The 20,378-nt window shown below is 70.3% G+C and carries 19 protein-coding genes and 1 pseudogene; 11 read left to right on the top strand and 9 right to left on the bottom strand.

From position 1 onward, the window contains the following. Window positions 1–22: 22 nt before the first annotated feature. Together MHY30_RS06430 and MHY30_RS06425 are read left to right on the top strand one after the other, a co-directional pair. On the top strand, window positions 23–1,408 hold the full coding sequence (locus MHY30_RS06430; protein ID WP_239276050.1) for an FAD-dependent oxidoreductase: 1,386 nt from the start codon (window positions 23–25) through the stop codon (window positions 1,406–1,408). Window positions 1,409–1,498: 90 nt separating this feature from the next. Beyond that, window positions 1,499–2,602: an Rv2578c family radical SAM protein gene (locus MHY30_RS06425; protein WP_239276049.1), complete on the top strand. Its 1,104-nt coding sequence runs from the start codon at window positions 1,499–1,501 to the stop codon at window positions 2,600–2,602. Between the two features lie 52 nt (window positions 2,603–2,654). On the opposite strand, the gene MHY30_RS06420 is transcribed toward MHY30_RS06425, so the two are convergent. Continuing rightward, window positions 2,655–4,850, bottom strand: a complete 2,196-nt coding sequence (locus tag MHY30_RS06420; RefSeq protein ID WP_239276048.1) for a DEAD/DEAH box helicase — start codon at window positions 4,848–4,850, stop codon at window positions 2,655–2,657. Window positions 4,851–5,233: 383 nt separating this feature from the next. On the opposite strand from MHY30_RS06420, the gene MHY30_RS06415 reads away from it, so the two are divergent. The 3 genes and pseudogenes from MHY30_RS06415 to MHY30_RS06405 form a co-directional block, all read left to right on the top strand. Continuing rightward, window positions 5,234–5,866, top strand: a complete 633-nt coding sequence (locus MHY30_RS06415; protein ID WP_239276047.1) for an antibiotic biosynthesis monooxygenase — start codon at window positions 5,234–5,236, stop codon at window positions 5,864–5,866. Then, window positions 5,863–6,768, top strand: coding sequence for an aldose 1-epimerase family protein (locus MHY30_RS06410; RefSeq protein WP_239276046.1), 906 nt, complete (start codon window positions 5,863–5,865; stop codon window positions 6,766–6,768). The genes MHY30_RS06415 and MHY30_RS06410 overlap by 4 nt, the downstream gene beginning before the upstream one ends. A 215-nt stretch (window positions 6,769–6,983) precedes the next feature. After that, window positions 6,984–7,625: pseudogene (locus MHY30_RS06405) on the top strand (DUF998 domain-containing protein); the annotation flags it as partial. Window positions 7,626–7,818: 193 nt separating this feature from the next. On the opposite strand, the gene MHY30_RS06400 reads toward MHY30_RS06405, so the two are convergent. From MHY30_RS06400 to MHY30_RS06390, 3 genes are all read right to left on the bottom strand, one after another. Then, window positions 7,819–10,983: an efflux RND transporter permease subunit gene (locus MHY30_RS06400; RefSeq protein WP_239276045.1), complete on the bottom strand. Its 3,165-nt coding sequence runs from the start codon at window positions 10,981–10,983 to the stop codon at window positions 7,819–7,821. Between the two features lie 100 nt (window positions 10,984–11,083). Then, window positions 11,084–11,449, bottom strand: coding sequence for a CrcB family protein (locus MHY30_RS06395; RefSeq protein WP_239276044.1), 366 nt, complete (start codon window positions 11,447–11,449; stop codon window positions 11,084–11,086). Continuing rightward, the gene (locus tag MHY30_RS06390; RefSeq protein ID WP_239276043.1) at window positions 11,446–11,814 is read right to left on the bottom strand and encodes a CrcB family protein; all 369 of its coding nucleotides are present in this window, start codon (window positions 11,812–11,814) and stop codon (window positions 11,446–11,448) included. The genes MHY30_RS06395 and MHY30_RS06390 overlap by 4 nt, the downstream gene beginning before the upstream one ends. A 109-nt stretch (window positions 11,815–11,923) precedes the next feature. Between MHY30_RS06390 and MHY30_RS06385 the strand changes: the two genes are divergently transcribed. Next, window positions 11,924–12,400, top strand: coding sequence for a transporter substrate-binding domain-containing protein (locus tag MHY30_RS06385; RefSeq protein WP_239276042.1), 477 nt, complete (start codon window positions 11,924–11,926; stop codon window positions 12,398–12,400). Further along, complete coding sequence (locus MHY30_RS06380) at window positions 12,397–13,383, top strand: cation diffusion facilitator family transporter (protein ID WP_239276041.1); 987 nt, start codon at window positions 12,397–12,399, stop codon at window positions 13,381–13,383. Before MHY30_RS06385 ends, MHY30_RS06380 begins: the two co-directional genes overlap by 4 nt. On the opposite strand, the gene MHY30_RS06375 is transcribed toward MHY30_RS06380, so the two are convergent. Together MHY30_RS06375 and MHY30_RS06370 are read right to left on the bottom strand one after the other, a co-directional pair. Next, on the bottom strand, window positions 13,367–14,332 hold the full coding sequence (locus MHY30_RS06375) for a DNA topoisomerase IB (RefSeq protein ID WP_239276040.1): 966 nt from the start codon (window positions 14,330–14,332) through the stop codon (window positions 13,367–13,369). The genes MHY30_RS06380 and MHY30_RS06375 overlap by 17 nt on opposite strands. Before the next feature lie 2 nt (window positions 14,333–14,334). Beyond that, complete coding sequence (locus MHY30_RS06370; RefSeq protein ID WP_239276039.1) at window positions 14,335–14,604, bottom strand: Rho termination factor N-terminal domain-containing protein; 270 nt, start codon at window positions 14,602–14,604, stop codon at window positions 14,335–14,337. Between the two features lie 216 nt (window positions 14,605–14,820). On the opposite strand from MHY30_RS06370, the gene MHY30_RS06365 reads away from it, so the two are divergent. From MHY30_RS06365 to MHY30_RS06355, 3 genes are all read left to right on the top strand, one after another. Continuing rightward, a complete protein-coding gene (locus tag MHY30_RS06365) occupies window positions 14,821–14,985 on the top strand; it encodes a hypothetical protein (protein WP_239276038.1) in 165 nt (54 codons plus the stop codon). A 212-nt stretch (window positions 14,986–15,197) separates the two neighbouring features. Next, on the top strand, window positions 15,198–16,043 hold the full coding sequence (locus tag MHY30_RS06360) for a DUF4097 family beta strand repeat-containing protein (RefSeq protein ID WP_239276037.1): 846 nt from the start codon (window positions 15,198–15,200) through the stop codon (window positions 16,041–16,043). Next, window positions 16,043–16,648 (top strand): PadR family transcriptional regulator, encoded by a 606-nt coding sequence (locus MHY30_RS06355; RefSeq protein ID WP_239276036.1) that lies wholly within the window; start codon window positions 16,043–16,045, stop codon window positions 16,646–16,648. Before MHY30_RS06360 ends, MHY30_RS06355 begins: the two co-directional genes overlap by 1 nt. A gap of 3 nt (window positions 16,649–16,651) precedes the next feature. On the opposite strand, the gene MHY30_RS06350 is transcribed toward MHY30_RS06355, so the two are convergent. Further along, complete coding sequence (locus tag MHY30_RS06350; RefSeq protein ID WP_239276035.1) at window positions 16,652–17,167, bottom strand: universal stress protein; 516 nt, start codon at window positions 17,165–17,167, stop codon at window positions 16,652–16,654. A 163-nt stretch (window positions 17,168–17,330) separates the two neighbouring features. On the opposite strand from MHY30_RS06350, the gene MHY30_RS06345 reads away from it, so the two are divergent. Further along, window positions 17,331–17,513 (top strand): DUF3073 domain-containing protein, encoded by a 183-nt coding sequence (locus tag MHY30_RS06345; protein WP_239276034.1) that lies wholly within the window; start codon window positions 17,331–17,333, stop codon window positions 17,511–17,513. Between the two features lie 181 nt (window positions 17,514–17,694). Here the strand turns inward: MHY30_RS06345 and purF are convergent, their stop codons facing one another. Next, entirely contained in the window at window positions 17,695–19,170 is a 1,476-nt protein-coding gene (gene purF, locus MHY30_RS06340; protein ID WP_239276033.1) for an amidophosphoribosyltransferase, read from the bottom strand. Between the two features lie 6 nt (window positions 19,171–19,176). After that, on the bottom strand, window positions 19,177–20,319 hold the full coding sequence (gene purM, locus MHY30_RS06335) for a phosphoribosylformylglycinamidine cyclo-ligase (RefSeq protein ID WP_239276032.1): 1,143 nt from the start codon (window positions 20,317–20,319) through the stop codon (window positions 19,177–19,179). Between the last annotated feature and the right edge of the window lie 59 nt (window positions 20,320–20,378).

Genomic DNA, 20,378 nt, shown 5'->3' with positions numbered 1-20,378 from the left:
CACCCCTCCCGAGAGGCACCCCATGCACCTTGTCGCCATCGGCGGAAGCGACGCCGGCATCTCCACCGCCCTGCGCGCCCGCGAGCTCGACCCCTCGGTCGACGTCACCGTCGTCGTGGCCGACCGCTACCCGAACTTCTCGATCTGCGGCATCCCGTACTACTTCTCCCGCGAAGTGCAGCCCTGGCAGTCCCTCGCCCACCGCACCCACGCCGACCTGGAAGCCACGGGCATGACCCTGCGCCTGGACACCCTCGCCACCGGCATCGACGTCGAGGGGCGCACCCTGTCGGTGCGCGACGCCGACGGCGTGGAGTCGACGATCCCCTACGACGCCCTCATGGTCGGCACGGGCGCCTCGCCGTCGACCGCGGGAATCTCCGGACTCGATCGACTGGGACCCGATGACGGAGTGCACCTCCTGCACTCCATGGGCGACACGTTCGCCCTCGAGCGGTACCTCGACGACCACCGACCGGAGTCGGCGATCATCGTCGGCGCGGGCTACGTCGGCCTGGAGATGGCCGAAGCGCTCACGGTTCGCGGACTCACGGTCACGCAACTGCAGCGCGGCCCCGAGGTGCTCTCGACCCTCGACCCCGAACTCGGCTCGCTCGTCCGCGCCGAACTCGTGCACCACGGGGTCGACGTCGTGACGGGCACACGGATCACCTCCGTCGCGCGCGACGACGGACGCCTCACCGTGACCGGCACGCGCGACGGCGGCGCCTTCTCGCGGAGCGCCGACCTCGTCCTCGTCGTCGTGGGGGTCCGCCCCAACACCGCGCTTCTCACGGCCGCGGGCGCCGCCACGGGCGCCGGCGGAGCGGTGGTCGTCGACGATCGGATGCGCACCGGCCTGCCGCACGTGTGGGCCGCCGGCGACGGCGTCGTCACACACCACCGCCAGCTCGGCGTCACCTACCTCCCCCTGGGCACGACCGCCCACAAGCAGGGGCGCGTCGCGGGCGAGAACGCCATCGGCGGGGACGCCCGCTTCGCCGGCAGCTTGGGGACGCAGGTGGTGAAGGTGTTCGACGTCGTCGCCGCGCGGACCGGGTTGCGCGATCACGAGGCGGCCGCCGCACACCTCTCGCCGCACAGCCACACCGCCGTCGCCGACGATCACAAGCGCTACTACCCCGGCGCGACCCCCATCAGCATCCGCATCACCGGCGACGAGCGCGACGGGCGCCTCCTCGGCGCGCAGATGGTCGGCACCCGCGGCGCCGAGATCGCCAAGCGCATCGACACGTACGCCACGGCACTGCACCACGGCATGACCGTTGCCGCACTGAGCGATCTTGATCTCTCCTACACGCCGCCGCTCGGCTCCCCCTGGGATGCCGTGCAGATGGCATCCCAGGCGTGGGAGCGTGACGTTCGCGATTTCGCGGCCGCACACTGACCGGGCCGGATCGGCCGTCGGCGTACGAACGTCTTCGCCTTTTCCCTCATTCCGCTTGTCATTCTTTCGAAGATCTGTTCCCATAGGGGAATGAGATGGCAGGGACAACAGCTCGGCGTCGACGACTCCGCGGCACTGCCGGGCATGGAGCGCATGGACGGCCTCGTGCGTTCCGTGACCACGCCGGAGTTCGCCGGAATGACCTTCCACGAGGTGCTCTGCAAGACCGCCCTGAACCGTGTCCCCGGGGCATCCGCCATGCCCTTCGACTGGACAGTGAACCCGTACCGCGGGTGCAGCCACTCGTGCGCCTACTGCTTCGCCCGCAAGACGCACGAGTACCTCGACCTCGACTCCGGTGCCGACTTCGACTCCCAGATCGTGGTGAAGGTGAACGTCGCCGACGTGCTGCGCACGGAGCTGCGGCGCGGATCATGGGCGCGCGAGCCCGTGATGCTCGGCACCAACACCGACCCGTACCAGCGCGCCGAGGGCCGCTACCGACTGATGCCCGACATCATCGGCGCGCTCACCGAGAACCGCACACCGTTCTCGATCCTGACCAAGGGAACACTCCTGCGCCGCGACCTGCCCCTGCTCGCCGATGCGGCGACAGAGGTGCGGGTCACGCTCGCGATGTCGATCGCCGTGTTCGACGACGCTCTGCAGCGCTCGATCGAACCGGGCACGCCGACCGCCGAAGCGCGGCTCGACACCGTTCGCGCCGCGACCGACGCGGGGTTCCGCGTCACGGTCTTCCTCATGCCGATCCTGCCCCACCTCACCGACTCCATCGCGGCTCTCGACCACGCCCTCGGCCGCGTCCGTGAGGCCGGGGCCGCGCGCGTCGTCTACGGCGCCCTGCACCTGCGTCCGGGCGCCAAGGAATGGTTCCTCCAGTGGCTCGCGCGCGAGCACCCCGAGCTGGAGTCGTCGTACCGCGGCCTGTACCCGGGCGCGTCGGTCCAGGCACCGCAGGCCTACCGCCGGTGGCTGGGCAGACGCATGCAGCCACTGCTGCGAATGCACCGCCTCGACGGGTGGGACGAAGACGACCACCCACGAGGCCGACCGCAGCCCGGACTCGCGGCGCGCGCACCTACCGCGCCGCGGCTGGGCCCCGTGCGCACCACCGGGTCGGTGGCATCCGGCCGTCCCTCCGTTGTTCCGGCCAGCGAACCGACCCTCTTCTGAAGACGCCGACAGCCCCGCCCGCTCACGGCGGACGGGGCTGTCGTGATGGCGCTTACGACGTGACGTCGGAGAGCTGACGGCCCGCCAGCTCCTCGAGGAGGTCGTCGCCGAGCTGGGTCTCCTCGAAGGGGGCCTCGATCTCGGCGCGATCCAGCAGCTCGGTCATCCGACGACGCCGCTGACGCGTAATGAGCGTCACGACCGTTCCGCGACGACCGGCGCGCCCGGTGCGCCCGGAGCGGTGCAGGTAGGTCTTGTACTCGTCGGGGGCGTCGGCCTGGATCACCAGATCGATGTCGTCGACATGGATGCCGCGAGCGGCGACGTCCGTGGCCACGAGCACGTTGACGCGGCCCGAGGTGAGCTTCTCCAGGTTGCGCGTGCGCTTCTGCTGGTTGAGGTCGCCGTGCAGGGCGACCGCAGCGATGCCGGCCTCGTCGAACTGTTCCGCGAGCATCTCGGCGTAGGCGCGGGTGCGGGCGAAGACGAGCGTCTTGCCGTCGCGATCGACGAGCGAGCCGAGGATCTCGGCCTTGTCACGGTGATCGATGACGAGGACGCGGTGATCGATGGTGCCCGAGTCCTGGTCCTCGCCAGCGACCTCGTATACCGCCGGCTCGACGAGGAACTCGTCGACGAGCGCCGCGACCTCGCGGTCGAGCGTCGCGGAGAAGAGCAGCTTCTGGCTCCCGTCCGCCGTCGCGCGGAGGATCCGCTGCACCGGCTCGAGGAACCCGAGCTCGCACATGTGGTCGGCCTCGTCCAGCACCGCGATCTGCACGTCGGAGAGGTCGAGCTTGCCCTGGTTCAGCAGGTCTTCGATGCGGCCGGGGGTGCCGATGACGATGTCGACGCCCTTCTTGAGCGCGCCGACCTGGCGCGCCTGCGGCACACCGCCGTACACCTGCGTCGTGAACAGCCCCACGCTGCGCGCGATCACCTGGACGGTGCGGTCGATCTGCAGCGCGAGCTCGCGCGTGGGGGCGAGAATGAGCGCCTTCGGCGCCCGGCCGAACTCGCGCTTCTTTCCCGCCTGCGCGCGGAGGATGCTCTCGACCATCGGGGCGCCGAAGGCGATGGTCTTGCCCGACCCGGTGCGACCGCGCGCGAGGACGTCGCGACCCTCGAGGATCGGAGTCACCGTGGCCGCCTGGATCGGGAATGGGCTCGCGGCACCCAGACCCGCGAGAGCGCGCACGATGTTGTCACCGAGCCCCAGGTCGGCGAAGCTCGCCTCGGCCACGGTCGCCGCATCGACGGCTTCCGCCTGCAGGCGCTCGTGCACGACGTCGACACGCTGCTCGTGCTCGGCCGAGCGCGCCGGGGACGCATTCCAATCCGAGCGGTTGGGTCCGTCGGTGCGGCGGGGACGGTCGTCGCGGCGCTCGAACGAGCGCGCGGGGCGATCGTCACGCGCGGGGCGATCATCGCGGCGGTCGAACGAACGCGCCGGACGGTCATCGCGGGCGGGGCGATTGCTGCGGTCGAACGAACGTACCGGGCGGTCGCCGCGGGCCGGGCGATCGCTGCGGTCGAACGAACGCGCCGGACGGTCATCGCGGGCCGGGCGATCGCTGCGGTCGAACGAACGCGCCGGACGGTCGTCACGGCGATCGAACGAACGCGCCGGGCGGTCGTCACGGGCCGGGCGATCGCTGCGATCGAACGAACGCGCCGGACGGTCATCGCGGGCCGCGCGATCGCTGCGATCGAACGAACGCGCAGCGCGGTCGTCACGGCGGTCGAACGAACGCGCCGGACGGTCGTCGCGGCGATCGAACGAACGCGCCGGACGGTCGTCACGGGCCGGGCGATCGCTGCGATCGAACGAACGCGCCGGGCGGTCGTCACGGCGGTCGAACGAACGCGCCGGGCGGTCGCTGCGATCGAACGAACGCGCCGGACGATCATCCCGGCGATCGAACGAACGGGCGTCGCGGTCATCACGGCCACGGGCGCCGGCATCCCGATCGGGTCGCGCAAAACGCTCGCCGCCGCGGGCCTGGCTGCGGATGCCGCGCGCCTCGTCGCGACCCGCGCGCTCCTGCGCAGTCCATCGGGCCTTGGCGGGGGCGGCGTCGGCCTCGGGCGCGCGGTAGCCGCGGTGGTTCGGGCTCTTGCTCCCGGGCTTGGCGGGGGCGTCGGTTCCGGGCCGACGCTTGCGGTCCTGGAACGACGTCTTCGCGCCGTAGCGGGGCTCGAAGTTCTTCGCGGCGCGGCCGCCGGCGGGCTTCTTGTTCTTGGGCATGGGTGTGTCCTTCTGGGTTCTGTTCGCGCGAAACAGCTGCACCGCACGGCGATGCAAACCCGGACATCCGTCGGCCGGGGGCCATTCACTAGTGATGGTCGAGACGCGATCGCGTTCTCTCCATCGGCCCCTTGGACTCACAAACCCATCCGCGCATCACGCACGGTGTCCAGAGCCGACCCACCAACGGTACAGGTCCGGCCTGGGAATGGCATCCATGCTCCGGTCCACGGCCGCGGCATCCGTCGCCAGAACAGGCAATGCACCCGAAACAGGCCGATGCCGCCCCCATCGCCCTGTTCTCGCCGCATCCCCTGTTCTCGGCACGCCACACCGCCCCCGGAGCCCGGTGCCACGCCCGGTTCCTGCACGAAGATGGAGACATGGCAGACACCGACGCCCACCCCATCACGGTGGCGATCGAGCGGCGCATCGATCCCGTGCGCACCGCCGAAGCGACCTCCTGGATGCAGGCCGGAACCGACCTCGCGACCGCCTTCCCCGGCTTTCTCGGCTCGGGCTGGGTGCGCGCGGGCGAAGACAGCGACCTCTGGTACATGCTCTACCGCTTCCGTGACATCGCGACGCTGGAGGGGTGGGAGACCTCCGCGCAACGGCAGTGGTGGCTCGATTCCGGTCGCCCCTTCGCACGCGAGGAGCGGGTCGAACGCCGCACCGGCATCGAGGGCTGGTTCGACGCGCCCCTCGCGTTGCACGTCGAGACGCGGAGCGGGACGGATGCCACGACCCAGACCGTGCAGCAGCCTGTCCCGGTCGCGCCACCCCGGTGGAAGCAGGCCGTGGCGATCTGGGTGGGTTTCTTCCCGACCAACCTCCTTGCCAGCTGGCTGCTGGGATTCGTTCCCGGTTTCGCCGAGATCCCGCTCCCGCTCCGCGTTCTGGCGACGACGCTGCTGCTGACCCCCGTGATGACCTACGCCGTGCTTCCGTGGGTGACGCGCCTGCTGCGACCCTGGTTGCAGCGCCCACCCCGTTCCCGAAAGCCCTCGCCATGACCGCCGATCCCACCGGCCACCGTTTTCATCTCCGCGGCCCCCGCGCGTCCGCCGAGATCGCGCAGGTAGGCGCCGCCCTTCGCGCTCTCACCGTCGACGGGGTCGACCTCGTCCCGCGGTACGCCGACGACATCCCGACGCCCGCCGCTTCGGGGGTCGTCCTGGTGCCGTGGCCCAATCGCATCCGCGGGGGCAAATACACCTTCCAGGGCGTCGATCGGCAGCTGGCCGTCAGCGAGCCCGCCCTCGGCAACGCCAGCCACGGACTCCTGCGCTTCGCCAGCTACACCGTGCTCGAGACGTCGGATCAGCGGCTCGTGCTCGGAGCGGACGTCGTTCCGCAGACGGGATACCCCTTCCATCTGCGCACCCGCGTGACCTTCACTCTGCTCGACGACGGCCTGCACGTGGCCCACGTCATCGAGAACGTCGGTGCCGACGCCGCGCCGGTGGCGCTCGGCATCCACCCGTACCTGCAGATCGGCGGTGTGCCCACGGAAGACCTCGTGATCCACTCCACCGGGACGACGACCCTCGTGCTCGACGAGCGCAAACTGCCGGTCGACGAGGTCCCGGTCGACGAGGCCACCGACCTGCGTCCCGGGCGCCGGCTCGGCGATGTCACTCTCGACAACGCCTACCGCGGACTGGACCGGGATGCCGACGGGCGGGCGCACCACACGCTCACGGCACCCGATGGCCGGCGCGTGGAGCTCTGGCAGGACGCGGGGTTCGGATGGGCCCAGGTCTTCACCACCGACCGCTACCCCGGGCACCCGCTCGCGGTCGCGATCGAGCCGATGACCGCGCCCGCGAACGCGTTCGCCACGGGCATCGACCTGATCACCCTCGAGACCGGACACGATCTGCGTCGGGAATGGGGTGTCTCTTACCGCGGATGAGGTGATTTGTCCCCCAAATGGGGGACAAAGGATTTCCTTTACGATCTGGGAAATTTCCAGGCAAGACCTTTCCTATGAGGTGGCGGGGAAAGTTACCATTCCCTTGACGGATTCCGTCGCTGCCGGGAGGACCGAGGACCATCGTTCCCCGGCTCTACCCGAATGAGCCGACGGGGGCTGGGGTCTCGCGGTGCAGGGGGACGCCCGATCCGTCCATGACGAAAGTGCCCGACATGAGCATCGTGGTCCGCCCCGCCGTCCCTTCTCCCGTCCTCCCTGCCCTCGGACGGCGCCTCACCCGGCGCATCGACGACGTGCCGACCATGCACCTGGCGGGTCTCGTCCTGGTCGTCCTGGTCGGTGGCATCCTGGCCTCCATCCTCACGACGACCGATCCGCTGTGGTGGCAGCTGCACTTCAGCCAGCTCGGCATCTTCGGAGATCTCTCCGCCGCCTTCTTCAACACGACGCTGAAGGTGGGCGGCTCGCTCGTCGTCGTCTTCGCCGTGCGCGTCCGTCGCGATCTCCGCCGGCTCGGGCGCCGCGCGGGCCGACGAGGAGCGGCGACATCGGCGGCCGTCTTCCTCACCGTGATCGGCGTCAACCTGGCGCTCGTGGGCTGCATCCCCCTGAACACGAACAAGGATCTGCACGACAAGGTCGCCGGGATGATGGTGCTCGGGTTCGCGGCGCTCCTGCTCACGTCGCCGTTCCTGCTGCACCGCCTGCCCCGGCGCCTCGTCGTGACGACGTCGTCGGTATTCGTGTTCCTGTTCGCCGGGGCCTGGCTCTTCGTCACCGCCACCATCAACCTCGCGCTGTTCGAGGTGATCGCCTTCAGCGCGATGTTCGTGTGGTCGGGCGTCTTCACCCACTGCCTCGCCGGAGCCGCGGTGCGAGCCGAGGTCGTCCCCGCACCCGCGCCGACCCGCGCCACCGCGACCCGCGCCGCATCGGCCCGCGTCACCGCGCCCGCGGCAGCCACCGCGCTCGCGTCGCGCCCCTCGCGTCGGGTGCGGGCTCACGCCGTGGGGCGTCGCCCGGTCCTGGTCAGTGCCGCTCGCGCAGCTCGCGTCGGCTCAGCGGGTGCTCGTCCGTCGACGGCTCCTTCTCGTCGGCGTCGCCCGTCGTCGTGGCCGCGCGTCGCGCCGCACGGCGCTCCTTCGCACCCTCGACCAGGTTGTACAGCGTCGGCAGCACGAGCAGCGTCAACACCGTCGACGACACGAGCCCGCCGATCACCACGACGGCCAACGGCTGCGAGATGAATCCCCCGTGCCCGGTGATGCCCAGCGCCATCGGCACGAGCGCGAAGATCGCCGACAGCGCCGTCATCAGGATGGGGCGCAGTCGCCGGGCTCCGCCGACGACCGTGGCGTCGAACACGCTCAATCCGCGCGCACGGTACTGATTCACGAGGTCGATGAGGACGATCGCGTTCGTCACCACGATGCCCACCAGCATGAGCGCGCCGATCATGCCCGCGACGCCCAGCGGGACCCCCGTCACGAGGAGCATCAGGATCGCGCCGGTCGCCGCGAACGGCACCGAGACGAGGAGCTCGAGCGGCTGCCGTAGCGACTTGAACGTCGCCACCATCACGACATACACGATGAGGATCGCCGCCAGCAGGGCGAGCCCGAGCTGGCCGAACGCGTCCTGCTGATCGGTCACGACACCGCCGAGTTCCGCCGTGGCCCCTTCGGGCAGCGACACGTCATCGAGCGCCTCGCGCACACTGGCCGAGGAGCTGCCGAGGTCGTCGGTCGTGGGGGTGACGGTCACGGTCGCCGTCCGCAGGCCGCGCGAGGTCGTGATGCTCGGGGGCGTCTGGCTGGTCTCCACCGTCGCGATCTCGTCGAGGCGCACGGGACCACGGGCGGTCGGGATCTCGAGAGCCCGCAGGGTGTCGATCGTCGTGGGCGGGTCGTCCGAGGCGATGTACACGCTGACCCCGCGCCCGTCGATCTCGACCGTGCCGGCTTGGCGCGGCTGCATCGCGCCCGACACCAGCGCACCCACGGCTCCCTCGGACAGTCCCCGCTCGGCGGCGGCATCCCGGTCCACCCGCACCGAGACGAACGGCAGCGAAGCGGAGAGGCTGCTCGCCACCTGCCCGATGCCCTCGCGCCCGTCCAGGCCCGACATCACCGCGTCGGTCGCCTCCTGCAGCGTCTGGCCGTCGGGGGCGGTGACGTCCACCGAGATGTCGCTCGACCCGAAGCCCGCGCCCTGCGCGCTGACCTCGATCTCGCCGGCGTCGGTGAGGTCGGACACCGCGGTGCGCACGCGTTCGCGCAGGTCGACCTGGTCGACGCCCGATTCCGACGTGATCGAGTACGTGATGCCCGACCCGCCGCCGGAGAACGCGTCCCGCAGAGCCGACCCGCTGGAACCGATGGACGTCTGCACCGTCTCGACGCCCGGGATGTCGCGCAGCAGCGCCTCGACGCGCTGGGCGGCGGCGTCCTCGGCATCCAGGCTCGGGGCGGCGCCGATCTTCTGCGTGACGGTGAAGGTGTTCTGACCCGAGTCGCCGAGAAAGTCGGTCTTCAACAGGGGGACGGATGCCACGGTCCCGGCGAGCACGAGCACGGCCAGGCCGAGCGTCGCCCACGAGTGGCGGAGGGTCCAGCGCAGGACCGGCACGTAGGCCTTCTGCAGGCGGGAGGGCGGAGCGGTGGGCGACTCGGGATCGACGGGGTTGCCCTCGGCATCCCGGACGACCTTGCCGGGCCGGAGGAACCACGACGCCAGCACGGGCACGATCGTGAGCGAGACCAGCAGCGACGCGGTCATGGCGATCGTGACGGTGAGGGAGAACGGCCGGAAGAGCTCGCCCGTGACGTCGCCGACGAAGGCGATCGGCAGGAACACCGCGACCGAGGTGATCGTCGAGGCCGTGATGGCCGCGGCCACCTCGCGCACAGCCCGGATGATGGTGGGGATCTTCTCGGCGTCCCCGACGTAGTGACGCTTGATGTTCTCGATGACCACGATCGAGTCGTCGACGACGCGTCCGATCGCGATCGTGAGCGCGCCGAGGGTGAGGACGTTGAGGGAGTATCCGAACGCCTGAAGGCCGACGAAGGTCGCCAGCACGCTCGTGGGGATCGAGATCGCCGTCACGAGCGTCGAGCGCACCGACATGAGGAAGATGAGGATGACCACGACGGCGAAGATCAAGCCGAGGAGCCCCTCTTGCGCGAGGGCCTCGATCGACTGCTCGACGAACGGGGCCTGATCGAACACGACCGTGAACGTCGCGCCCCCGAGCGAGGCCTCGAGGTCGGGGATCGCGGCCAGCACGCCGCGCGAGACGTCGACGGTGTTGGCGGCCGGGAGCTTGGTCACCGCGAGGGTCAGGGCGGGCTCACCGTTCACGCGCGACAGCGTCGTGACCGGGTCGGACTGCTGAGCGACCGCGGCGACGTCACCGATGGTCGTCAGCCCCGCGGCCGCCTGTGCGGCGTCGGTCGGCACGAGCGGCAGCGCGGCGATCTCGTCGACGCTGGTGAGCTTGGCGCCCGTCTGCACCGTGAGGGTCTCGTCGCCCTCGGTGACCGATCCGCCCGGGAACAGGATGCCGTTGGCGTCGAGGGCATCGGAGATCGCCTGCTGGCTGAAGCCGCGCTCCTGCAGGCGGGCGGGATCGGGGGTGATCGTGACGCGCTGCCCGGTGCCTCCGACGACCTGGGCGGCATTGACGCCGTCGACATCCTCGAGGGCGGGCACCACCGTCGACTCCAGGGTCGACTGGATGGTCTGCGCATCGGAGTACCCCGTGACGGCGAGCTGGATGACCGGGAAGTCATCGATGCTCGCCGAGGCCACCGTCGTGTCGGTCGAGTCGGGCAGCTGGTCGTCGATGCGCGCGATGGCCGCGAGGATCTTCTGCTGCGCCGCGGCCAGATCGGTGCCGTACGTGAACGAGGCCGACACGATCGACGAGTTCGTCGTGCTCGTGGCGGTCGTCGATTCGAGCCCTTCCACACCGCGGATCGCGCTCTCGATCGGCGTGGACACGTCCGCCTCGACCACCTCGGGCGACGCTCCGGGATACGTGGTGACCACGGCGAGCTGCGGGAACTCGATCGAAGGGATCAGTTCCTGCTTGAGGCTGGTCAGCGCCAGTCCGCCGAAGACCGCGGCGACGATCGTGACGAGGGCGATGAGCGCACGGTTGCGCAGGCTGAGCACGGCCAGGTACGACACGCGAGGCCCTTCGGGTCGGCCGACGGGCACCGGAGCGCCCGTTCGATACAGGACTGTATCCACCGCCAGTATCCCACGCGGATCCGGCGCTGGAGGCCGCTCAGACGGCGCTGCCGAGGATGAGCCCGAGCGCCGCCGCCAGGACGGAGCCCGCGAATGAGAGCACCGCGTACGAGGTCGCGGCGCGCGTGCGCCCCTCCTCGGCCAACAGCGCGGTGGTCACGGCCACAGCGCTGAAGGTCGTGTACCCGCCGAGCAGCCCCGTGCCCACGACCCAGCGCCAGGTGTCGTCGACGACGAGGGGTGTCAGCAGCCCCAGCACGAACGCGCCCGTCACGTTCACCAGGAGAATCCCCCAGGGAAAGCGTTCACCGGTTCGGGCGCGCACGAAACCGTCCACCACGAGGCGCGCCGCCGCCCCGACACCGCCCGCGACGGTCACCGCGAGGAAGACCAGGGGCGTCATAGCGCCCGCCTCCCCCGGCCGATCACGACGCCGGCCCAGGCCGCGAGCGTGCCGATCACGACGGTCGCGACACCCCACCACACCGACGACAGGTCGGCGGACTCCACCGCGAGCGCACTGTACGTCGTGAACCCCCCGAGGACGCCGGTGCCGAAGAACAGCTGCGCGCGCTGCGCGCGGGGAGAACGCGGCATCCGCGCCCGGATTCCGAACAGGATGCCGATCGCGAACGCCCCGATGACGTTGATGATCGGCACGAGCACGGGGCCGAGAGCGTCGGCGAAGGCGAGGGTCAACCCCGCGCGGGCGGCGGTGCCCAGTGCGCCCCCGACGGCGACCGAGACGAGATCGCGCCACGACACCACGATCGACACCCTACGCGCACACGGCCCGCCTCGGCCGCGCGCGCAACCCCGTCGGCCCGACACCGCGCGGCGCCGACAATCGGGACGGCACACGAGAGGAAGGCCATCCATGGGCAGGAGATTCGCCGCGCTGCTCGTCGCCGCCGCGATCGTGCTGTGCGTCTCGGGGTGCGGCATCCGTATTCCCTCCGACCCGGAGGGGACGCTGCAGGCCGTCGAGGGAGGGGTGCTGCACGCCGGGGTGTCCCCCAACGGCGACTGGGTGCGGGTCGAGGGCGACGGCGTCTCGGGCACGGACGTGGAGCGCCTGCGCGCGTTCGCCGCCGCGCTCGACGCCGAGGTGGAGTTCACCGTCGGCTCGGAGGAAGCGCTCGTCCGCGGCCTCAAGGACGGCGACCTCGACGTCGTCGCGGCCGGGATCACCGACGCCACACCGTGGACGACAGACGCCGGGGTGAGTCGCCCGTATGCCGAGGCGACCCTCGCGGACGGATCCACGGCGTCGATCGTCATGCTTGTGCCGCTCGGCGAGAACGCGTTCCTCTCGCGGCTCGAGACCTTCCTCACCGAGGAGGGCGAGCGGTGAGCGGCGAGACGGTGGCCTTCGGGCGAACGGAGCTACCCCCGGCGCAGACGGAAGCCCTTCGGAAGGCGAAGCGGCTGGAGTGGGTCTCGATCGGCATCCTCGCGGCGACCGCGACCCTGGTGCTGCTCGTCCTCGGCAACTCGCAGGCGATGCGGGCGGCGTGGTTCGAGGATCTGCTGTCGTTCATCCCGCCGATCGCCTTCCTCGTGGCGGTCCGCGTCAGCCGCCGCCGCCCGACCCCTCGGCATCCGTACGGGCATCATCGCTCGGTCGCGGTGGGGCACGTCGTCGCCGCCGTCGCCCTCGCCGGGATGGGGAGCTTCCTCGTCGTCGAATCGGGACTCAGCCTGATTCGGGCCGAACACCCGACGATCGGGACGGTGGCGCTGTTCGGCCACAGCGTCTGGCTGGGGTGGCTCATGATCGCGGTCATGGTGGTGACCGGTGTGCCGCCGGTGATCCTCGGCCGGATGAAGATGCGGCTCGCTCGCGAACTGCACGACAAAGTGCTCTACGCCGACGCCGACATGAACAAGGCCGACTGGATGACCTCGCTCGGCACCATCGTCGGGGTGACCGGGATCGGCCTCGGCCTGTGGTGGCTGGATGCCGCGGCGGCCCTCTTCATCGCCGGAAGCATCGTGCACGACGGCGTGCGCAATCTCCTCGCCGCCATCACCGACTTGATGGATGCCAGAGCCACCACGTTCGACGACCGGATCCCTCACCCGCTGGTCGATCGCGTCGACGGCGTCCTCGCCGGCCTGGACTGGGTGCGCGAGGCGGGCAGTCGGGCCCGCGACGAGGGACACGTGTTCCACATCGAGGCGTTCGTCGTCCCGCGCGAGGGCACGGTCTCCCTCGCTCAGCTCGACGCGGCGCGCGAGGCCTGCGCGGCGCTGGACTGGAAGGTCGAGGACATCGTCATCGTGCCCGTCGCGGAGCTCCCGGACGTCGTGACCGCGGTCACTCCCCGAGGATGAGCCGGCGGATCGCGGCATCCTTCGATCCGCCCAGCTCCATCGTGCGACCACGCCGGTAGAGCGAGAACACGCGGGGATCGATGTAGCTGGACCGCGCGACCGCCGGAGTGTTGCCGAGAGCCGTGGCGGCCGCACGGACCGCGGCGAGCTCGACGCGCTTGCGCTCGTTCTTCGTCGCCGCGACGCCCGCTTCGGCCAGCGCCTCCGCGGCGAGGATGGTGCCGCGCAGGGTGCGGAAGTCCTTCGCCGTGAACGGACCGCCGGTCAGCGTCCGCACGTAGGCGTTGACGTCGCCGGGGGTGAGCGACACGCGACGGCGACCCCGGCGGTAGCTCAACAGGGCCGCGCGAGACCGGCCCGCGGCGAGTTCGGTCATCAGCGCCGCGACCTCGGCGTCCCGCAGCGAGAGCTCGGCGCGCTTGCCGCTCTTGGCCGGGAACGACAGGCGGATGAGATCGCCCTCGACCGTGGCATCCCTCCTCTGCAGGGTCGTGAGCCCCCGGCTGCCGTTCGTGGCGAAGTAGCGCGCGTTGCCCACCCGCGGCGCGACCTGGTCCAGCAGCCGGAACGACACCGCGAGCACGCGCTCACGGTCGACGTCGCCGCGGCGCAACGACTGCGTCACTCGAGCGCGCGCGCGGGGAAGCGCCTCGGCGAGCTCGAGCGCGCGGGCGAACTTGCCCTTGTCGCGGCGCTTGGCCCAGTCCGCATGGTACGTGTACTGGCGCCGTCCGGCCTCGTCCGTGCCGACGGCCTGAATGTGGGCGTTGGGCTGCTGCGCGATCCAGACCTCGCGCCATGCGGGTGGGATGACCAGCCCTCGCGCGCGCTCCGCCTCGCGTTCGGGAACCGCCGCTCCCGTGTGATCCACGAACCGGAATCCCGAACCGGAGCGCACCCTGCGGAACCCCGGGTCCTCGTAGGGACGGACCCGGATCAGTCGCGCCACCGTCAGTGATCGCGGAGCATGTCGATCAGCTCCGACTTCTTCTTGCCGGAGTACCCGGTGATGCCGAGCTCCTTCGCGCGCTTCTTCAGCTCGTCGACCGTGCGGTCCTCGTAGTTCTCCGCGTGACCGCCCCGCGCACCGACCTTGCCGCGCCCCTGCGCAGCGGCGGCGTTCGAGATGCGCGCGGCCTTCTCTTTGGAGTCGCCCTGCTTGCGCAGCTCCTCGTACATCTCCGGGTCCTTCAGACTGTTAGATCCTCGCCCCTGGGGCATCGCCGTCTCCCTCCGTCGAATGCCACGAAGCTACGACCTGAACGCCTCGACCGTTCGTGGGGTTGACAGAAGGCCCGGCCCTGGCACGGATCACGCGGGCTACCAGCCAATTTCCAGGAACGTCAAGCCCCTGCCGAGATGACGGAGGGGTGAGAACGTAGAAGTCAACCACTCGCCGGTTGCCGCGCCAGCGGATACAGCATTGGAGAGCCCCCCATGAACATCTTCCTGATCATCATCATCGTCGCCGCGATCGTCATCGCCATCTTCAGTGGTCTGAGCCAGGCCGCGAGCTTCCTGCTCTGGATCGCGATCATCGTCGGACTCATCGCGCTGATCGTCCTGCTCTTCCGCTTGATCAGCGGTCGCAAGCCGGTTTAACCCCCGAGAGGGCGGTCGCGTTTCGGGTGCGCGACGCCTGATCCCCCGCGGGCAACCCCGCCCGGATGCCACGTGCTGTTCGCAGCGCGTGGCATCCGTCGTTTCCGCCCCCGGGGATGGCGCGGCGCTCCCCTTCACATCCCTCTTGACGCACTCGCGATATATCGCGATACTGACTCACAACGCGATATATCGCGAGAGAGGAATCCGTCATGGAGAAATGGATCGTCCACCCGGGCGAGACGCGCGTGATCGACGTCGACGGCGTGCGAGAACTGAAGATCGGCCTCGTCGGCGGTCAGGTCGACATCGTCGCGCACGACGACCCCGGAGCCCGCATCGAAGTGCACGGCGTCACGGTCAAGGATCTGCGGATCGAGATGAGCGACGGCAAACTCGAGATCGACCACCCGCAACTGCGGTGGGACAACTTCCTCGAAGTGTTCCGGAACTTCGGCTCCGGCGGACCCCGTGCCGAGGTCAGCGTCGCCGTCCCGCGCACCGTCGCCCTGAACCTCGGCGTCGTCAGCGCGAGCGCACTCGTCACGGGCCTGCGTCGAGATGCCAAGCTGAACACCGTCTCGGGAGACATCATCGTCGACGGACTCATCGGCGACGTCAGCCTGAATGCGGTGTCGGGCGATGTCCAGGTCCGCGAGCTCGAGGGCGCGCTGACGGCCAACAGCGTCTCGGGCGACGTCGCCGTGACCGGCGCGGTCACGAAGGCCTCGATCGACACGGTCTCCGGAGCGATGCTCGTCGACTCGACCGGCGCCATGCAGTCGATCGGCCTCAACTCCGTCAACGGCTCGGCCACCATCCGCCTCGATCGCGAGCTGCCGGCGAACTACGTCGCCCGCTCGGTCAGCGGCCGCGTGCAGATCGACGGCCACGTGCGGTCGGGATCCGGTCCGACCAACTACTCCGGATCGACCGGCACCCTCGCCGGCTCATTCGTCGACGTGCGCGCGAACACCGTCTCGGGAGAGATCACCGTTCTGCGCCGCGGGGTCTCGGGCCTGCGCCCGGACGAACTCGCCGGAGAGGAGGAATGGTGATGAGCCCGGTCTTCTCGCACGGTGACCTTCGCCTCTACATCCTGAGCCTGCTCGCGGAGGGCCCGCGCCACGGGTACGACCTCATGCAGGCCCTCACCGAACGCACCGGAGGCACCTACTCGCCCTCCGCCGGCACGATCTACCCCCGACTGGCGAAGCTGGAGGAAGAAGGCCTGGTGACCAAGACCGTCGACGGACGCAAGACCGTCTACGAGATCACCGACGCCGGACGCGCCGAGGTCGAGGCGCGCGGAGGAGACCTGGAAGACATCCAGGCCGGACTCGCCGACAGCGTGCGACTCATCGCCGACGAAGTGCGCGGGAGCGTGCGGGATGCCATGCGCAGCCTGCGCGCCGATCTCGCCGCCGCGTCGCGTGACGAGCGCGAGCAGGCACGCAGCGTCCCGGCCGACGACCCGCGCGTGCGCAGCCGGGAGCAGCTGCACCGCGCCGACGCCGCCCTCACGGACTTCCGCGGCCGCGCTCGGGCGGAGCTGCGTTCGCACGTCGCCCGCGGCGGCGAGCTCGCGGCATCCGCGGTCGACGAGATCGAGACGGCGCTGCGTCAGGCCTCGGAGGCCGTCAGTCGCGCGATGCGCGGCTGACCCTCACTCCCAGACGAGCTCTTCATCGGGCGCGAGCGGCTCACCCAGCGGAACGACCAGCACCGGACGGTGCTGGCGGTGGCTGAGCCGCGCCGCGACCGAGCCCGTGAGGAATTCGCGCAACGACTCTCCGAGTCCGCGCTTGCGCGTGCCGACGACGAGAAGCGACGCATCCAGCTCGTCCGCGAGCTGGATGAGCGCGAGTGCGGGATCCCCGAGGAGCTGACGAACCGACCACGGCACGGACTCGCCGGCCAGGGTCGACTCCGCCGCCGACTGAACCTCGGACAGCGCCGCGCGCGCGGCGGCGCCGATGACGTCGACCGTCGTGGGGTTCACGTAGCCGTCGGGGTCCTCGAACGCCACGAAGCGCGTCGTGTCGACGTGCGCGAGCACGAGCGGGACACCGGCCATCGCCGCCTGCCGTGCGGCGGCGCGCATGACCCGGGGCGACTGCCCCGGCACGACGCCCGCGATGACTGCTCCCGATGACGTGGGGGCGGGGGTGTTCTCAGCCATGGCAGGGCTCCTCTGCTCGCGCGGTGCCCCGGCGTCGACCGGCGACAGCCGGGGTCAGAAAGCACCGTGATATCCTGGCTGTTACTCTTACCGGCTCGGTCCGGAACCGCAATACGCAGGGCCCAGAGCGTGGCCCTCGACGTCGATCGTGAGGGGGTCTCGCATGGGGCGTGGCCGTCAGAAGGCGAAGAACACCAAGATCGCCCGTGAGCTGAAGTACGACACCTACTCGGTGAACTACTCCGCTCTCGAGCGCGAACTTGGCGCACCCGAATCGGGTGAAGACGCGTACGTCGACAAGTGGGCCGACCAGTACGCCGACGAGTACGAGGACGAGAAGGCCTAGCCTCTCCCCGTTCGGCCGCGTCGGCGTTCTTCCGACGACCCGGCAGCCCGCGTGGGATCACCTCCGCCGAGGCGGTCTTCGGAGAACCCGGATTCCTTCGCAAAGCATCGCGGACGCGTTCGACATCCGTGTCGCCTCGCGCCTTGGCATCCGAGATGCCGGTCTCCCCGGTCGCGCGGTGTCAGGACTCCTGGCTTCCCTCGACCCAGGCGAGGTACTCCTCGGACACGGTGCCGGTGACGTAGCGACCGTCGAAGCAGCTCATGTCGAGGTCGACCAGATCGGTGCCCTCCATGATCGCGGCCTTGAGGTCGTCGACCTCCTGGTACACGAGGTAGTCGCAACCGAGTTCCTCGGCGATCTGCGGGATCGTGCGGCCGTGGGCCACGAGTTCCTGCCGCGACGGCATGTTGATGCCGTACACGTGCGGGTACCGGACGGGCGGCGCCGCCGAGGCGAACGTGACGCTCTTCGCGCCGGCATCCCGGGCCATCTGGATGATCTCGCGACTCGTCGTGCCGCGGACGATCGAGTCGTCGACGAGGAGGACGTTCTTGCCCTGGAACTCCGTCGACATCGCGTTGAGCTTCTGACGCACGCTCTTCTTGCGCACGGCCTGTCCGGGCATGATGAACGTGCGGCCGACGTAGCGGTTCTTGTAGAAGCCCTCGCGGTACTCGATGCCGAGCTTGCGGGCCACCTGCATGGCGGCCGGACGCGCCGAATCGGGAATCGGCATCACCACGTCGATGGCCCCGGCCGGGGTGTACTTCGCAATCGTGTCAGCGAGGCGTTCCCCCATGCGCAGCCGCGTCTCGTACACCGAGACGCCGTTCATCACCGAGTCGGGGCGCGCGAGGTAGACGTACTCGAACGAGCACGGAGCAAGAGTGGAGGTCTGCGCGCACTGCTGGGCGTGCAGGGTGCCGTCGAGCGTGACGAACACCGCCTCGCCCGGCTCCACGTCGCGCACGACCTCGAAGCCGGCGTTCTCGAGCACGAGCGACTCGGATGCCACGACCCACTCGTCGCGCGGCTCGCCGCCGGGCACCTCGGGCGCGGGCCGCCGGCCGAGGATGAGGGGACGGATGCCGAACGGGTCGCGGAACGCCAGCAGCCCGTAGCCCGCGATGAGCGCGATGGTGGCGTACGAGCCCTCGACGCGCTCGTGCACGCGCGCAACGGCGCGGAACACCTGTGCGGGATCGAGGTCGGGACCGGTGATCTCGGTCTGCAGCTCCGAACCGAGGATGTTCACGAGCAGCTCGGTGTCGGAGCTCGTGTTGAGGTGGCGCCGGTCCTTGTGGAATAGCTCGCTCGTCAGTTCACGCGTGTTCGTGAGGTTGCCGTTGTGCACCAGGACGATGCCGTACGGCGCGTTGACGTAGAACGGCTGCGCCTCTTCTTCGCTGGAGGCGGTGCCCTTCGTGGCGTAGCGCACGTGGCCGAGACCGATGTCGCCGAGCAGCGCGCGCATGTCGCGGGTGCGGAACGCCTCGCGCACCTGGCCGCGCGCCTTGTGGATGTGGAAGACACCGCTCGACTCCGCCGTCGCGATGCCGGTGGAATCCTGGCCGCGATGCTGGAGGAGCAGGAGCGCGTCGTAGATCTCCTGGTTGACCGGGCCCTGCCCGGCCATGCCGACGATGCCGCACATGAAGTGTTACTTCGCTCCGTTCGCCGGGACCCCGGCATCCGCGTACGCGCCGACCAGGCGCACGGCGCCCCCGTCGACGCCCTTCGCGCCCTGTTCGAACTCTCCGTCGGGGCGCGCGTCGTCGCGCACCACCCCGACCTGCCACGTCGCGATGCCGTCGGCTCGCAGCGCCGCGACCGCGGCATCCGCGATCTCGGGAGCGACGACCGCGAGGAAACCGATGCCCAGGTTCCAGGTGCCCTCGGTCGCGGTGAGGTCGAGCCCGCCCAGATCGGCGAGCACACGGAACACCGGCGAGGGGCTCCACGTCGAACGGTCGACATCGACCCACGTGTTCTGCGGCAGCACCCGCGCGAGGTTCGCGGCGATGCCGCCGCCGGTCACGTGACTGAGCGAGTGGATGCCAGGGCCGAGGGTCGCGTTGTCGAGCAGACGCAGGAGCGGCGAGGTGTACAACCGTGTCGGCTCGAGAAGAGCCTCGCCCCAGGTGCCGCCCAGTTCGGCGGAGGCCGAGCCGTACGTGATGCCACGACCGGCGACGATGTGGCGAACGAGCGAGTACCCGTTGGAGTGCAGCCCGCTCGAGGCCAGGGCCAGCACCACGTCACCGCCGCGGACACGCTCGGCGCCCAACACGCGAGCGGCCTCGACGACGCCCGTTGCGGCGCCCGCGACGTCGTAGTCGTCCACGCCGAGCAGGCCGGGGTGTTCGGCCGTCTCGCCACCGACGAGGGCAGTGCCGGTGGCTGCGCACCCCCGGGCGATGCCGGCGACGATGTCGGCGATGCGCTCCGGAACGACTTTGCCGCACGCGATGTAGTCGGTCATGAAGAGCGGGCGGGCGCCGACCACGACGATGTCGTCGACCACCATTCCGACGAGGTCTTCGCCGATGGTGTCGTGCTTGTCGATCGCCTGTGCGATGGCGACCTTCGTGCCCACACCGTCGGTGCTGGTCGCCAGCAGCGGGCGGGCATAGTCGCGCAGCGCGGAGGCGTCGAACAGGCCGGCGAAACCACCCACTCCCCCGAGCACCTCGGGGCCGTGGGTGCGGCGCACGGCCGACTTCATCAGCTCGACGGCGAGATCTCCCGCAGCGGTGTCGACGCCGGCAGCGGAGTAGGGGTTTTCGTGGGGAGCAGAGGCCACCGGAACAGACTACCCGCCCGGCCCGACAGCCTCTTCCCGCGCAGGCCGAGGGGGCCGTC

This window comes from Microbacterium sp. ACRRU (assembly GCF_022346945.1).
Taxonomy (GTDB): domain Bacteria; phylum Actinomycetota; class Actinomycetes; order Actinomycetales; family Microbacteriaceae; genus Microbacterium; species Microbacterium mcarthurae.
This window is presented reverse-complemented; position numbering and strand designations above follow the sequence as displayed.

Bases quoted from the DNA above. Each gene is read 5' to 3' on its own strand.
- MHY30_RS06430 (WP_239276050.1), top strand. From the start codon at position 23: ATGCACCTTGTCGCCATCGGCGGAAGCGACGCCGGCATCTCCACCGCC.
- MHY30_RS06425 (WP_239276049.1), top strand. From the start codon at position 1,499: ATGAGATGGCAGGGACAACAGCTCGGCGTCGACGACTCCGCGGCACTG.
- MHY30_RS06420 (WP_239276048.1), bottom strand. From the start codon at position 4,850: ATGCCCAAGAACAAGAAGCCCGCCGGCGGCCGCGCCGCGAAGAACTTC.
- MHY30_RS06415 (WP_239276047.1), top strand. From the start codon at position 5,234: ATGGCAGACACCGACGCCCACCCCATCACGGTGGCGATCGAGCGGCGC.
- MHY30_RS06410 (WP_239276046.1), top strand. From the start codon at position 5,863: ATGACCGCCGATCCCACCGGCCACCGTTTTCATCTCCGCGGCCCCCGC.
- MHY30_RS06395 (WP_239276044.1), bottom strand. From the start codon at position 11,449: ATGACGCCCCTGGTCTTCCTCGCGGTGACCGTCGCGGGCGGTGTCGGG.
- MHY30_RS06385 (WP_239276042.1), top strand. From the start codon at position 11,924: ATGGGCAGGAGATTCGCCGCGCTGCTCGTCGCCGCCGCGATCGTGCTG.
- MHY30_RS06370 (WP_239276039.1), bottom strand. From the start codon at position 14,604: ATGCCCCAGGGGCGAGGATCTAACAGTCTGAAGGACCCGGAGATGTAC.
- MHY30_RS06365 (WP_239276038.1), top strand. From the start codon at position 14,821: ATGAACATCTTCCTGATCATCATCATCGTCGCCGCGATCGTCATCGCC.
- MHY30_RS06360 (WP_239276037.1), top strand. From the start codon at position 15,198: ATGGAGAAATGGATCGTCCACCCGGGCGAGACGCGCGTGATCGACGTC.
- MHY30_RS06355 (WP_239276036.1), top strand. From the start codon at position 16,043: ATGAGCCCGGTCTTCTCGCACGGTGACCTTCGCCTCTACATCCTGAGC.
- MHY30_RS06350 (WP_239276035.1), bottom strand. From the start codon at position 17,167: ATGGCTGAGAACACCCCCGCCCCCACGTCATCGGGAGCAGTCATCGCG.
- MHY30_RS06345 (WP_239276034.1), top strand. From the start codon at position 17,331: ATGGGGCGTGGCCGTCAGAAGGCGAAGAACACCAAGATCGCCCGTGAG.
- purF (WP_239276033.1), bottom strand. From the start codon at position 19,170: ATGTGCGGCATCGTCGGCATGGCCGGGCAGGGCCCGGTCAACCAGGAG.